Below are 14,030 nucleotides of genomic sequence, written 5' to 3'. Positions count from 1 at the left end.
GCCGGATGCGCAGGATCAGGAGCGGGGCGCGACCGCCTCGGGCGACGAGATCCGGGTGGCCGTGTCGACCGTGATCTTCTCGCTCCGCCCCGATCCCGACTCGGATCGGCTGATGATCCCCCTGGTGCGACGCACGCGCGACCCGTTCGAGGGCATGTGGGCGCTGCCCGGCGGCTGGCTGGACGTGGCCGAGGGCCTCGGCGAGGCCGCGTCGCGCACGCTCGCCGAGACCACCGCGCTCACGCCCAGCTACCTGGAGCAGCTGTACACGTTCGGCGACGTCGACCGCTCCCCGACGCGGGTCGTCTCGGTCGTGTACTGGGCGCTGCTGCGCTCCGACCTCGTGGACGCGCAGCGCTCGGTCGTCGGCGCGCCCGAGAACGTCGAGTGGTTCGACGTCGACGACCTGCCGGCGCTCGCGTTCGACCACAACCGGATCGCCGAGTACGCGCTGTGGCGCCTGCGGAACAAGGTGGGCTACAGCCGCATCGCGGCGGGCCTGCTGCCCGACGAGTTCACGCTCACAGAGCTGCGCGAGGTGTACGAGTCCGTGCTCGGCCGCCGGCTCGACCCCTCCAACTTCCGCCGCCTGCTCGAGGGCTCCGAGGCGCTCGTGCCCACCGAGTCCTTCCGCACCGGCAAGCACCGCCCCGCCCGCCTCTACCGCTACAACGCGGAAGCTGAGTCTTTCTAGAAGCGCCTCGCACGCTCGCTTTGCTCGCACGACCGTAGATGCAGGGAGTTGCTGCCGACCCTCACCCCCGGTCGTTGAGCGACGAGCGCCAGCGAGGAGTCGAAACGACGCCGAACCTCCCCAGCCGGCCGGGACGATCCGGCCACGTTTCGACTTCGGCGCTGGCGCGCCTCCGCTCAACGACCACGGGTTGGCCATCGACCGCCGTGCGAGCGAAGCGAGTCGAAGCCGCGGCTCCACGCCGGGGCGTGAGCGGAAAGTGATCGAAATTGCGGTTCTGGTCAATGTGACTTAATCTGGGCGCGACAGTAAGTGTCGTTTCGACCAGAAGGCGAGGGCTCACATGGCCGCCTCTCCCCTGACCCTCGCGCCGCGCCCCGCCGTCGATGCGTCCGTGGACCACGGCATCCAGGCGATCGTGGCCGGCACCGCCGCGGGCAGCACGTGCTCGACGGACCTCGCGGCCACGCCCTGGACCTTCGACACGGTCCCCGGCTACGGCCCCGGCGCCTCGATGGGCGACGTGATCCCCACCGGGTCGCCGCGCCAGGGCGAGCTGCCCGCCGCGTATCGCGAGGCGTCCGAGGACGAGCTGCACGCGCGCATCCGCGCGGCCAAGGAGACCCTCGGCGACCGCGTCGTGGTGCTCGGCCACTTCTACCAGCGCGACGAGGTCGTTCGGCACGCCGACTACGTGGGCGACTCGTTCCAGCTCGCGAACGCCGCCAAGGCCCACCCCGAGGCCGAGGCGATCGTGTTCTGCGGCGTGCATTTCATGGCCGAGACCGCCGACCTGCTGTCGGGCCCCGACCAGGCGGTCATCCTGCCCAACCTCGCGGCGGGCTGCTCGATGGCGGACATGGCCGACATCGACCAGGTCGAGGAGTGCTGGGAGCAGCTCGAGGACGTCTACGGCGCGCTGGACGAGCCCGACGCCGACGGCCTCCTGCCGGTGATCCCGGTCACCTACATGAACTCCTCGGCGGCGATCAAGGGCTTCGTGGGCCGCCACGGCGGCATCGTCTGCACATCGTCCAACGCGCGCACCGTGCTGGAGTGGGCGTTCGCGCGCGGGCGCCGCGTGCTGTTCTTCCCCGACCAGCACCTGGGGCGCAACACCGCCAAGGCCATGGGCGTGCCGCTCGAGCAGATGCCCATGTGGAACCCCCATCGCCCGCTCGGCGGCTCGTCCGAGCAGGACCTGCGCGATGCGCGCGTGATCCTGTGGCACGGCTTCTGCTCGGTGCACCGGCGGTTCACTGTCGACCAGATCGACAGGGCGCGCGCCGAGCACCCCGGCGTGCGCGTCATCGTGCACCCCGAGTGCCCGATGCCCGTCGTCGACGCGGCCGACGAGGCCGGCTCGACCGACGTCATCCGGCGCGCGATCGAGAGCGCGACCGCGCCCACGACGTTCGCGATCGGCACCGAGATCAACCTGGTCCAGCGCCTCGCGGCGCAGCACCCGCAGCACACGATCCTCTGCCTCGACCCCGTGGTGTGCCCCTGCTCCACGATGTACCGGATCCACCCGGGCTATCTCGCGTGGACGCTCGAGGAGCTCGTGGCCGGCCGCGTCGTGAACCGGATCACGGTGGCGGACGAGGTCGCGGCGCCCGCGCGGGTCGCGCTGGAGCGGATGCTCGCCGCGAAGCCCGCGTCAGCGACGCCCGCCCGGACGGCCTGACATGACGCGCGCGCTGATCGTCGGCAGCGGGATCGCCGGCCTGTTCTGCGCGGTCCACGCCGCGCATCGGGGCGTCGACGTCACGCTCGTCACCAAGGGCTCCGCGGATCAGGGCTCCACGCGGCACGCCCAGGGCGGCATCGCGGGCGTGGTGATGCCCGAGGACCGCCTCGAGGACCACGTCGCCGACACGCTCGCGGCGGGCGCGGGCCTGTGCGACGAGGACGCCGTGCGCGTGCTCGTCCAGGAGGGCCCGGAGCGGATCGGCGAGCTCGCCCGCTGCGGCGTCGAGTTCGACCGCGACGCCTCCGGTCGCCTGCAGCACGGCCTGGAGGCCGCGCACTCGTTCCCGCGCATCCTGCACGCCGGCGGCGACGCCACGGGCCTCGCGATCGAGACGGCGCTGCTGCGCACCGCGCGCCGGATGGGCATCCGCATCGTCGAGCACGCGTTCCTGCTCGACCTCGCGATCGGGCGCACGGGCGCCGTGACGGGCGCGCGCGTCCGCATCGACGGCCGCGACGCGGTGCTGTCCGCCGACGCCGTGGTGCTGGCCACGGGAGGCGCGGGCATGCTGTACGCCCGCACCACCAACCCGGCCGTCGCCACGGGGGACGGCATCGCCGCGGCCCTGCGCGCGGGCGCCGCCGTGGCCGACCTGGAGTTCGTGCAGTTCCACCCGACGGTGCTGATCGCCGACGGGCCGGCCCCCGGCGATCCGTTCCTGATCTCGGAGGCCGTGCGCGGCGAGGGCGCGGTGCTGATCGACGACGACGGGCGGCGCTTCGCGTTCGACGCGCATCCGGACGGCGAGCTCGCGCCGCGCGACGTCGTCGCCCGCGCGATCGCGAACCGGATGGCGGCGCAGGGCGGCCGTCCCGTGCGCCTGGACGCCACGGCGCTCGGCGCCGACCCGCTGCGCACCCGCTTCCCCTCGATCGATGCGGCCGTGCGGGCGCGCGGCCTCGACTGGGCGTCCGAACCCATTCCGGTGACGCCCGCGGCGCACTACCTCATGGGCGGCGTGCGCACGGACCTGGAGGGTCGCACGACGCTCCGGGGGCTCTACGCGGTCGGCGAGACCGCGCGCACCGGCGTCCACGGCGCGAACCGCCTCGCGTCCAATTCGCTGCTGGAGGGCGCCGTGTTCGGGGCGCGCGCCGCGATCGCGATCGCCGAGCGCGGCCGGCGGCGGTCCGGCTGGCCGGGCCCCGAGCCGACGGCGGCCGCCGCCGAACCGGTCGCCGCGGCCGCCGATGCGCCGCCGTTCACGCGCGCCGCCCTGCGCGCGCTGATGTGGGAGCACGTCGGTCTGGTCCGCGACGAGGCGGGGCTGGCGCGCGCGGGCGCGGTCGTGGCGGCGTGGCGCCGCGACGCCACGACCCCGCGCACGGTCGCCGAGCATGAGGACGCCGGCATGCTTCTCGTGGCCGCGGCGACCATCGCCGCGGCGAGCGCGCGGACCCGATCCGTCGGCGCCCACTTCCGATCCGACGAGCCGCGGCTCTCGGGCGGGGCGCATCCCCCGGTCGAGTCCCGAGCCGCCGATCCCGCCTACGACCTCACGCCGGCAGGAGCCGCATGCTGACCCCGCAGACCATCGACCGCGTCGTCGGCGCGGCGCTCGAGGAGGACGCACCCTGGGGCGACCTCACCGCGCAGGCGTTCCTTCCCGCCGAGGCGACCGCACGGGCCGAGCTCGTCGCCCGGGAGGCCGGCGTGTTCAGCGGCGGAGCGGTCTTCGCGGCCGCCTTCCGCCTCACGGACCCGGCCATCCGGGTCGACGTGAGCGCGCGGGACGGCGAGACGTTCGACGCGGGCGCGGTGCTCGCGGTCGTGAAGGGCCCGGCGCGCGCCGTCCTGACCGCCGAGCGCGTGGGGTTGAACTTCGCGCAGCGGATGTCGGGCATCGCGACCCTGACCGCGCAGTACGTCGCGGCCGTGGCGAACACCGGCGCGCGCATCGTCGACACCCGCAAGACCACCCCGGGGCTGCGGGCGTTCGAGCGGCACGCCGTGCGCTCGGGCGGCGGCTTCAACCACCGTCACTCGCTGTCGGACGCCGTGATGGCGAAGGACAACCACCTCGCCGTGCTCGCGGCGGGTGCGAAGGGCGCCGACTGCGCCGCCGCCCTCACGAACGCGCTGCGCGCGGGCATCGCGCGCCTGCCCCACACCACGCACGTCGAGGTGGAGGTCGACAGGCTCGACCAGATCGAGCCGGTCCTGGCTGCGGGCGCGCACACGGTCATGCTGGACAACTTCGCGCTCGACGACCTGAGGCGCGGCGTCGACCTGATCGCGGGCCGCGCGGTCGTCGAGGCCTCGGGCGGCGTGACGCTGGACACCGTGCGCGCGATCGCCGAGACGGGCGTCGACGTGATCTCGGTCGGCGCGCTCACCCACTCCGCGCCGGCCCTGGACCTGGGCCTCGACGTCGAGATCGGCGACTGACGTGCCGCACCTCGACGCCCTGTACCTGGACCACGCGGCCACCACGCCCGTGCGGCGCGAGGTGCTCGAGGCCATGGCGCCGTACCTCACGGGCGAATTCGGGAACCCGTCCAGCCACCACACGGTCGGCGAGCGTGGCGCGGCCGCCCTCGACGACGCCCGCGCGCGCGTCGCCCGCGTGCTCGGCATGCGCCGCGGCGACATCGTCTTCACGTCGGGCGGGACGGAGGCCAACAACCTCGCGGTGAAGGGCGTCGCGATCGCCGCGATGCTCGACCGCGGGGCCCGCCACATCGTCACGTCCCCGATCGAGCACGAGTCGATCCTGGCCTCCGCCGAGCACCTGCGCCGCGTGCACGGCTTCCAGGTCGCGCACGTGCCCGTGGACGGCGACGGCCTGGTGGATCCGGACGCGCTGGCCGGGGCCGTCCGAGACGACACGGCGCTCGTGACGGTCGCGCTCGCGAACAACGAGGTCGGCACGGTCCAGGACCTCCCGGCGCTGCGCGCCGCCGCGCCCGGGACGGTCTTCCACACCGACGCGGTGCAGGCGGCCGGGTGGCTGCCCCTGGCCGGGCTGCCGGTGGACGCGCTCACGATCGCCGGTCACAAGCTGGGCGCCCCCAAGGGCACCGGCCTGCTCGCCATCCGGGGCCGGATCCCGCTCGAGCCGCTGCTGCACGGCGGCGGGCAGGAGCGCGGCCGCCGCAGCGGCACGGAGTCGGTCGCGGGGGCCGTCGCGCTGGCCACGGCGCTCGAGCTGGCCGAGACCGAGCGCGCCGCGAACGCGGCCCGCGTCGCCGGGCAGCGCGACGAGCTCGTCGCCCGCGTGCTCGCGCTCGTCCCGTCGGCCCGCCTCACCGGCCACCCGACCCGCCGCCTGCCCGGCACCGCGAGCTTCACCTTCGCGGGGACGAGCGGCGAGGCCGTCCTGCTCGAGCTGGAGCGCCGCGGCGTCGTGTCGTCGAGCGGCTCGGCGTGCGCGGCGGGCAGCTCGGACCCCTCGCACGTGCTGCTCGCTATGGGCGTGGATCCCGAGGTCGCGCAGACCGCCGTGCGGATCACCCTCGCGCATTCGCACCGGGCGCCGCTCGGCCCGGTCGCCGAGGCGATCGCCGCGTCCGTCGCCGCCGTGCGCGGATCCTGATCCGGCCCTGGACCGAGGAGATCTACCGGATCCCGGAGCTTCCGGCCGGGATTCCTCCTGAGCCGTGCAGATCTCCTCTCCTGGCGTCGCCGCGCCCGTCCGCAGCTCGGCTCCCCACCCGCCCCGCGCGCGCCGCGCGGCCGTAGGATCGCGAGGTGACCTCCGACCCGCTGATCACCGTCATCGTGCCCGGGTGGGACGTCGCGCTCTACGCCGCCGAGGCGCTCGCGTCGCTGCAGGCGCAGACCCTGGACGCGTGGCGCGCCGTCCTGGTCGACGACGGCTCGACGGATGAGACCGGCGCCGTCTTCGCGCGGTTCGCGGGGCGCGACGAGCGGTTCCGGCTCGCGCCCCATCCGTCCCGGCGCGGTCTCGGGGCCGCCCGCAACACGGGCCTCGAGCTGGTGGACACGCCCTACGTCGGCTTCCTCGACGCCGACGACGTCATGCTCCCGCGCGCGCTGGAGCTCCTGGTCGGGTCCCTCAAGCGCTCCGGCAGCGACGTCGCCGTCGGCGCCTATGCGCGCCTGCGCCCGCAGCCGGGCGGCGGGTACGCGCCCTCCCCCGTCCAGCCGTGGGTCGTGGCGTCCACGTCCCCGGCGCGCACGGGCGTGACGCTGGCCGAGCACCCCGAGGTGACGGGCAACATCGTCGCCTGGTCCAAAGCCAGCCGCGCCGAGCTGTGGGAGGGCCTGCGGTTCCCGCAGGGGCTGTACGAGGATCAGGCTGTCACGCAGGCCATGTACGCGCGCGCACGCGCGATCGACACCATCCCGGAGCCCGTGGTGCACTGGCGCGTGCGCGCCGAGGGCACGTCCATCACCCAGCACGAGGCGGACCCCGACGTGCTGGCCGCGGCGCTCGACGCCCTGCGCGACGGCGTCGACGTGCTGCGCCGCGAGGGCCCCGAGGCGGCGGTTCGGGCCCGCATCGGCCAGATCCTGCGGATGGACGTCCCCCGCCTCACCGCCATGTCCCAGGACTCCTCCCGCGCCCTCATCCGCGACTTCGCCGCCGAGCTGTCCGAGTCCCTCGCCACCTAGGGCTCGGGAAGAGGCGCGGGCGACTCCAGCAGCGTGACGGGCTCGGCCGGTGCGTGCTCGTCGGCCGGCGGGCGGTCGGCGCGGCGCGCGCGCAGCGCGGGGTCGCGGCCCTCCTCCGATTCGGCCTCGGCCTCGAGCACGCGGTTCGCCGCGAGCTGCTCCTCGGCGAGCTCGGCGTACAGACCGCCGCGCGCCACCAGCTCGGCGTGCGTGCCGGACTCGACGATCCGCCCCGCCTCGACCACGTGGATCACATCGGCGTCGATCACGGTCGACAGGCGGTGCGCGATCGAGAGGGTCGTCCGGCCCGCGGCCGCCGTTTCGAGGGCCTCCTGCACGATGCGCTCGGACACGGTGTCGAGCGCGCTCGTCGCCTCGTCGAGCAGCAGCACGGGCGGGTCCTTGAGCAGCACGCGCGCGATCGCGATGCGCTGCTTCTCGCCGCCCGAGAGGCGGTAGCCGCGCTCGCCCACCACGGTGTCGTAGCCGTGCTCGAAGCCCGCGATGATGTGGTGGATGTTCGCCTTGCGGCACGCCTCCTCGATCTCGGCGTCTGTCGCGTCCGGCCGCGCGTAGGCGAGGTTCTCGCGGATCGTCGCGTGGAAGAGGTACGTCTCCTGCGACACGATGCCCACGTGGTCGATGATCGACTCGTGCCGCAGGCGCCGCACGTCCTCTCCCGCGAAGAGCACCTGCCCCGACGACGCCTCGTACAGCCGCGGGGTCAGGTACAGCACGGTGGTCTTGCCCGCGCCGCTCGGGCCGACGAAAGCGACCTGCTGGCCCGGCTCGACCGTGAACGAGACGCCGTCGAGCGTGGGGCGCGAGTCGGGGGCCGCATCCGGGTAGCGGAACGTGACGTCGCGGAACTCGATCCGCCCGATCGGCCCGGGCGCCTCCGTCACCGGGATGGCGTCGGGCGCGTCGGTGATCGCGGGCCGCAGATCGAGGTACTCGAAGATGCGGGCGAACAGCGCCGCGGAGGTCTGGACGTCGAGCGCGACGCGCATCAGCCCGATCAGCGGCTGCAGCAGCCGCGCCTGCACGGTCGTGAAGGCCACGATCGTCCCTGCCGTCACGAGCCCCGCGTCGCCGGCCAGCAGGAACCCGCCCACCAGGTAGATCACCGCCGGGACGCTCGCCATCAGCACGTGCACCACGGCGAAGAAGCCCTGCCCGCTCATCGCCTGGCGCACCTGCAGGCGGATCTGGTTGGCGTTCTCCTCCGCGTACCGCGCCGACTCGGTGCGCTGCCGGTTGAACGACTTCGACAGCAGGATGCCCGAGACGCTCAGCGTCTCCTGCGTGATCGCGGTCAGCTCCGACAGCGACTGCTGCGTCTGCGCCGCGATCCTGGCGCGGATCTGCCCGACGCGCCGCTGCACGAGCACCAGGATCGGCATCAGCACCACCGCGATCAGCGTGAGCCGCCAGTCGATCAGGATCATCGCCACGAGCGACGCGACGACCGTGACCGTGTTGCCCAGGATGCTCGCGACCGTGTTGGTCAGGACGCCCGAGACGCCGCCCACGTCGTTCTGCAGGCGCGACTGGATGACGCCGGTCTTCGTGCGGGTGAAGAAGCCCAGCTCCATCCGCTGCAGGTGCTCGAACATGCGGACCCGGAGGTCGCCCGTGACGCGGTTGCCGACGTTCGAGGTGAACCAGGTCTGCGCCACGCCCACGAGGGCGCTCGCGACGTACAGCCCGATCATGAGCAGCACCAGCCGGACGAGCAGCGGCAGCTGGACCGGTCCGCCGTCGGTCGGGAACAGCGCGTCGTCGAAGATGCGCTGGATGACCAGGGGCGGGACGGCGCCGAGCGCCGCGCCCAGGACGACGAGGCCCATGGTCGCGGCGATCCGCGCGCGGTACGGACGGAAGAGCGCGAACACGCGCCGGCGCAGATCCGGCACGCGCGGCGCCTCGGCGTTCTGCCGGCGCAGCGCGTCCTCGTCCATGCGCCCGAAGCCGCCCGGGCGATGCCCTCCGCCCCCGCGCATCGCCATGCTCATGCGGTCAGCCTAATGACGGCCGCCGACGCACCGGCCGGTCCAGGACGGTCCGGTGACGCCCCGGAGAATTCTCTCGCCAGGCGGGAATGGGATGTCGGACCCCGCGGTTACGCTTGAGAGTCCGGCGGCCCTCGCGTGGTTCACCCCCTCGCGGCCGCCCGTCCGAGCCTTCGCTCGCCGCCCCGGCCGCCGACACGCGGGGATGATCCGTCCTTTCCGCCGAGGAGCACGATGACCGCCACCGAGACCGCCCCGAGCACCGGCTCGATCCCCCGCCAGCCCGAGGTGGACCCGAAGGGCATGCGGGTCATCTGGCTGCTGCTGATCGCGGCGTTCGTCGCGATCCTCAACGAGACCACGATGAGCATCGCGATCCCGCACCTGAACGTCGATCTCGGCGTCCCGCCCGAGCTGGGCCAGTGGCTGACGAGCGCGTTCATGCTCACCATGGCCGTCGTCATCCCGACGACGGGCTTCCTGTTCCAGCGGCTGACCACCCGGCAGGCGTTCCTGCTCGCGATGGCGCTGTTCACGGCCGGGACGCTGATCTGCCTCGTCGCCCCGGGCTTCACCATGCTGCTGATCGGCCGCATCGTGCAGGCGGCCGGCACCGCGATCGCGATGCCGCTCCTCATGACGACCGTCATGCGGGTCGTGCCGGCGCACGCGCGCGGCCGCATCATGGGCCGCGTCGGCATCGTCATCTCGCTCGCCCCCGCGATCGGCCCGACCCTGGCGGGCGTGCTGCTCGACGTGGCGAGCTGGCGCTGGATCTTCGGCGTCGTGCTGCCCATCGCGGTCGTCGCCCTGGCGATCGGCGCGAAGCTGCTGACCAACCTGGGCGAGACGTCGAAGGCGCCGCTCGACCTGCTGTCGGTCGGCCTGTCGGCCCTGTCGTTCGGCGGCATCGTGTTCGGCCTCAGCCAGATGGGCGGCGGCTCGCACGGCGGCGCCCAGGCCCTGCCCGCGGGCATGGCCGGCGGCATCATCGCGGCCGCCGTCGTGGTGCTCGCGCTGTTCATCTGGCGGCAGCTGCGTCTGCAGCGGGTCGACGACGCGCTGCTGGACCTGCGCGTGTTCCTGTCGCGCAACTTCACGATGGCGATCGTCGTGATGGGCATCCTGTCGCTCGCGATGTTCGGCACGTTCACCGCCCTGCCGCTGTACATGCAGGACGTCGCGGGCCTGACCGCCACGGAGGCCGGCCTGGTCGTGCTTCCCGGCGCCGTCATGATGGGTCTGCTCGGACCGGTCATCGGCCGCATCTACGACGCGCGGGGCGCGCGCATCCTGCTGATCCCGGGCACGATCCTGGTGGCCGGCGTGATGGTGTTCTACGCGACGCTGACCGAGTCGACCCCCGTGTTCGCCCTCGTGATCGCGCAGGTCACGATGTCGATCGGCATGGCCATGTCGTTCACGCCGCTGTTCTCCGCCTCGCTCGGCTCGCTGCAGCCGCGGCTCTACTCGCACGGCTCCGCGGTGCTGAACACGCTTCAGCAGGTCGCGGGCGCCGCCGGCGTCGCGGTGCTCATCACGACCATGGCGTCGGTGGCGGCCTCGCGCGAGGCGGCGGGCGTGGCCGAGCTCGCCGCTGGGGCGGCGGGGGCGCGCGCGGCGTTCCTGTTCTCGGCGATCGTGGCGATCATCGCGGTGGGCGCGGCGTTCTTCGTGCGCAAGCCCGCGGACCAGCCCGGCGAGCTCGCGGCCGGCCACTGAGCCGGACGGCTGGGCCCGGACCGCTGAGCCGCGGCGGTCAGTCGGGCAGGCGGCAGACGCCGTCGACGCACAGGCCGGCGGCGTCCTCGCCCAGCGGCACGAGCGGCAGGGCGGCGAGGGACAGGAGCTCCGCCGCCCCGGCCTCGGCTCGCGCCTGAGGCGCGGCGGCGGGGGCGACGGCGTCGTCTTCGGGCGAACTCACGCCCGCCATCGTACGCCCGCCGCGCAGCGGCGTGGGCCGCGGCTCAGGGGCTCTCGGGCACGGCACGGTGACCACCTCGACGCCGCGGTCGCGCAGGAGATGCACCACGTCCGCGGGCGCGTCCTGCGTGGTCACGACCGTGTCCAGGTCGGCGAGCGCCCCGAAACGGTGCGCCGCCGTGCGGGTGAACTTGTCGGCGGTCGCGACGAGCACGACGCGGCGCGCCGTCTCGAGGAGCGCCCGCTTGACCTGCGCGTCGCCCCATCCGGCGACCGTCAGCCCCGCCTCCGGATCGGCTGCGCAAGCCCCGAGAACGGCGACGTCGAATCGCATGGCCCGGACCGCCTCCGCGGCGCCCGGACCGTGGAACGACAGATCGTCCTGCGCGACCGGTCCGCCCGGCACGATCACCTCGACGCCGGCATGGCGCGCGAGCGCGGCTGCCGCGTGCAGGGAGAGCGCCATCGCGGTCAGGTCGCGCCCGGCGAGCCGGTCGGCCACGGCCAGCGCGGTCGTGCCGTTGTCGATCGCGACCGTCGCGCGCTCCGGGACGAGCTGCGCCGCCGCCTCCGCGAGGGCCTGCTTGGCGGCCCGATCCGAGCCCGCGCGCACGTCGAACGGATAGGGCGAGCCCCGCCGCGGCGCCGGCTCCGCGCCGCCCCGGATGCGGCGGATCGCACCGTACTCCTCCAGCTCGCGCAGGCCGAGCGTGATCTCCTCTCGAATGCCCTCCTCCCGCCGGCAGGTCGCGGGCACCGGCCTGCTGTTCGCCGGCAACGGCGATCCGCCGCTTCGGCCCGCTGCCGGTGTGCGTCGCCCTGACGTCGGTGCTGGCCGCTGCCGTGGCCGCGGCCGCCTGGGCGCCGACGGGAGCGCTCCTGGCCCTCTGCCTGTTCGCGGCGGGCTTCGCGGACGCCGTGGTCGACGTCGCGCAGAACGTCGTGAGCCTCCGGGCCCAGACGCGTGCCGGCCGACCGGTCCTCTCCTCGATGCACGCGCTGTGGAGCCTGGGCGGCGTCGCCGGCGGGGCGGTCGCGACCGCGGCCGCCGCCTCGGGCGTCGACATGTGGGTGCACCTCGTGCCGGCCGGGGTCGTCGGCGTGGTCGCGGTCGGCGTCGGCGCATGGCTGGTCGGCCCGATGGACGCGCCGAACGGCGAGGCCCCGCCGCACGCCGACCGCCGCCTGCGACGATGGGCTCCCGTGCTGCGCGCCGTGCTGCCGCTGGTCGTCATCGCGGTCGCGGGCACGATGCTCGAGGACGTCGCGAACAACTGGGCGGCGCTGTCGGCGGTCGAGCTCGGCGGCGTGGAGGCGGGCGCGGCAGGCATCGCCTTCACGGTCGTGATCGGGAGCCAGTGCATCGGCAGGTTCACGGGGGATGCGCTCATCCACCGATTCGGAAGGGCGGCGGTCGCGCGCTCGGGGGCGCCCTCGTCGCCGCGGGCGGCCTGGGGATCGTCAGCGGTCAGTCCGGGCTGTTCTTCGCGGGCCTGGCGGCCGTCGGCCTCAGCTGCGCGACGCTCGTCCCCAGCGCGCTCACGGCGGCCTCGCGTGTCCCCGGACTCGCGGAGGGCACGGGCGTGATGATCGTGAGCTGGCTCATGCGGGCTCGACTTCCTCGGCACGAGCCCCCTCGTGGGCGCGATCGCCGACGGGGCCGGGCTGCGCGCCGCGATGCTGGTGCTGATGCTCGCGGGCGTCGCGGTCCTGCTGCTCGGCCGGCACCTGGGCGGCGGGGACGAGGCGCCGCCCGCGCCGTAGGGTTACGCCCCCGCCGCGCCGCTGTCAAGGCGGAGGCGCATCCTGCCGGCCCCTCCTAGCGTCGACTGCACGCCCGGATCATCCGGGACCACCGCACGAGAGAGGACGAACGCCATGACCACCGCACGCGACATCATGACCCCCGACCCCCGCTGCATCGGCGAGAACGACACGCTCGTGGACGCGGCGATGCTGCTGGCGGACCTCGACGTGGGTGCGCTGCCGATCTGCGGCGAGGACGGCAGGCTGAAGGGCATGCTCACCGACCGCGACATCGTCGTGAAGTGCCTCGCGAAGGGCGGGGACCCCCGCACGGACACGGCGGGCTCGCTCGGCGAGGGAACGCCGGTCTGGGTGGATGCGGGCGCCGACGTCCGCGACGCGCTCACGCTCATGGAGCAGCACCAGGTGCGCCGCCTGCCGGTGATCGAGGACCACCAGCTGGTCGGCATCATCAGCCAGGCCGATGTGGCACGCAATCTCGAGGCGACCGAGACGGGCGAGACCGTCGAGCAGATCTCCGAGGAGTGACCGCGCGGGGTGCGGGCGGCGGCGTCCAGGGTCCGGGCAGGATCGGCGCGCCAGACTGAGCGGATGCGTCATCGCCGGATCCTCGCCGCCGTCCTCGCGGCGAGCGCTCTCGCCGCGGGCGGCGCGGTGGCTGCCGTGTCGCTGACGCGCGCGGAGGACGCTCCCCCGGGCTGCGACGACATCCGCGCATACCAGCAGCGCTTCGGCGAGATCGAGCGCCTGGGAGCGGGCGACCGCGAGCTCACCGTGCTGGGCGACTCCTACTCGGCCGGGGACTCGCTGCGCGATCGCGGCCGCCGCTGGACCGACGCGCTGCCCGCGCTCGAGCCCGGTCTGACGGTCGAGCTGGACGCGATCGCGTTCACGGGCTACGTGAACACCGGCGGGTGCGGCCCGAACTCGTTCCGCGACCGCATCGACCGCGCGGTCGCCGAGGTGGATCGGACCCTGGTGATCCAGGGCGGGCTCAACGACGTCTACGCCCAGCCGGCCACGCTCGAGCGGGCGGCCTCGGCCGTGCTCGACGCCGCCCGGGCGGTGGATCGCGTGGTGGTCGTCGGCCCCGTGGACGTGCCGGGGCGCGAGGGAGAGGCCGCCGTGGACGGCGTCCTGGCCGACGCGGCGGAGGCCCGCGGCCTGGCGTACGTGTCGACCCTCGACTGGGACCTGCCGGTGGGCCCCGACCGCGTCCATCTCACCGCGGAGGGGCACCGCGCCTACGCCGAGCGTCTCCGCGACGCCCTCGTCGTGGCCGGCGCGCTCTGAGGCGCGAGCA

At 74.3% G+C, this 14,030-nt stretch carries 13 protein-coding genes; 11 read left to right on the top strand and 2 right to left on the bottom strand.

What is annotated here, in order from left to right; all coding sequences use genetic code 11:
• Window positions 1-61: 61 nt before the first annotated feature.
• The 6 genes from ACYVGN_RS00720 to ACYVGN_RS00695 all read left to right on the top strand — a co-directional run bounded on the left by ACYVGN_RS00720 (window position 62) and on the right by ACYVGN_RS00695 (window position 7,025).
• Window positions 62-694, top strand: coding sequence for an NUDIX hydrolase (locus tag ACYVGN_RS00720; RefSeq protein WP_460788323.1), 633 nt, complete (start codon window positions 62-64; stop codon window positions 692-694).
• Between the two features lie 343 nt (window positions 695-1,037).
• Entirely contained in the window at window positions 1,038-2,381 is a 1,344-nt protein-coding gene (gene nadA / locus ACYVGN_RS00715; RefSeq protein WP_460788125.1) for a quinolinate synthase NadA, read from the top strand.
• Window position 2,382: 1 nt separating this feature from the next.
• Window positions 2,383-3,969, top strand: a complete 1,587-nt coding sequence (gene nadB, locus ACYVGN_RS00710; protein ID WP_460788124.1) for an L-aspartate oxidase — start codon at window positions 2,383-2,385, stop codon at window positions 3,967-3,969.
• Window positions 3,963-4,835 (top strand): carboxylating nicotinate-nucleotide diphosphorylase, encoded by an 873-nt coding sequence (nadC, locus tag ACYVGN_RS00705; protein ID WP_460788123.1) that lies wholly within the window; start codon window positions 3,963-3,965, stop codon window positions 4,833-4,835. Before nadB ends, nadC begins: the two co-directional genes overlap by 7 nt.
• Window position 4,836: 1 nt before the next feature.
• Entirely contained in the window at window positions 4,837-5,982 is a 1,146-nt protein-coding gene (locus ACYVGN_RS00700; RefSeq protein WP_460788121.1) for a cysteine desulfurase family protein, read from the top strand.
• 155 nt (window positions 5,983-6,137) lie between these two features.
• On the top strand, window positions 6,138-7,025 hold the full coding sequence (locus ACYVGN_RS00695) for a glycosyltransferase family 2 protein (RefSeq protein WP_460788119.1): 888 nt from the start codon (window positions 6,138-6,140) through the stop codon (window positions 7,023-7,025).
• On the opposite strand, the gene ACYVGN_RS00690 is transcribed toward ACYVGN_RS00695, so the two are convergent.
• Entirely contained in the window at window positions 7,022-9,034 is a 2,013-nt protein-coding gene (locus tag ACYVGN_RS00690; RefSeq protein ID WP_460788320.1) for an ABC transporter ATP-binding protein, read from the bottom strand. The two genes, ACYVGN_RS00695 and ACYVGN_RS00690, sit on opposite strands and share 4 nt — an antisense overlap.
• 237 nt (window positions 9,035-9,271) lie before the next feature.
• On the opposite strand from ACYVGN_RS00690, the gene ACYVGN_RS00685 reads away from it, so the two are divergent.
• The gene (locus ACYVGN_RS00685) at window positions 9,272-10,759 is read left to right on the top strand and encodes an MDR family MFS transporter (protein WP_460788117.1); all 1,488 of its coding nucleotides are present in this window, start codon (window positions 9,272-9,274) and stop codon (window positions 10,757-10,759) included.
• 37 nt (window positions 10,760-10,796) lie between these two features.
• Here the strand turns inward: ACYVGN_RS00685 and ACYVGN_RS00680 are convergent, their stop codons facing one another.
• Entirely contained in the window at window positions 10,797-11,717 is a 921-nt protein-coding gene (locus ACYVGN_RS00680) for a DeoR/GlpR family DNA-binding transcription regulator (RefSeq protein WP_460788115.1), read from the bottom strand.
• 50 nt (window positions 11,718-11,767) lie between these two features.
• Between ACYVGN_RS00680 and ACYVGN_RS00675 the strand changes: the two genes are divergently transcribed.
• From ACYVGN_RS00675 to ACYVGN_RS00660, 4 genes are all read left to right on the top strand, one after another.
• On the top strand, window positions 11,768-12,547 hold the full coding sequence (locus ACYVGN_RS00675; protein ID WP_460788114.1) for an MFS transporter: 780 nt from the start codon (window positions 11,768-11,770) through the stop codon (window positions 12,545-12,547).
• Window positions 12,548-12,598: 51 nt separating this feature from the next.
• Window positions 12,599-12,724: a hypothetical protein gene (locus ACYVGN_RS00670; RefSeq protein WP_460788112.1), complete on the top strand. Its 126-nt coding sequence runs from the start codon at window positions 12,599-12,601 to the stop codon at window positions 12,722-12,724.
• A 114-nt stretch (window positions 12,725-12,838) separates the two neighbouring features.
• Window positions 12,839-13,255, top strand: a complete 417-nt coding sequence (locus ACYVGN_RS00665; RefSeq protein ID WP_055989781.1) for a CBS domain-containing protein — start codon at window positions 12,839-12,841, stop codon at window positions 13,253-13,255.
• Between the two features lie 63 nt (window positions 13,256-13,318).
• A complete protein-coding gene (locus ACYVGN_RS00660) occupies window positions 13,319-14,020 on the top strand; it encodes an SGNH/GDSL hydrolase family protein (RefSeq protein ID WP_055989784.1) in 702 nt (233 codons plus the stop codon).
• The last annotated feature ends 10 nt before the right edge of the window (window positions 14,021-14,030 follow it).

The sequence above is a fragment of the Microbacterium lacusdiani genome (assembly GCF_054779895.1).
Note: the sequence above shows the minus strand (reverse complement) of the source record. Positions and strands in the feature narration are given on the sequence as shown.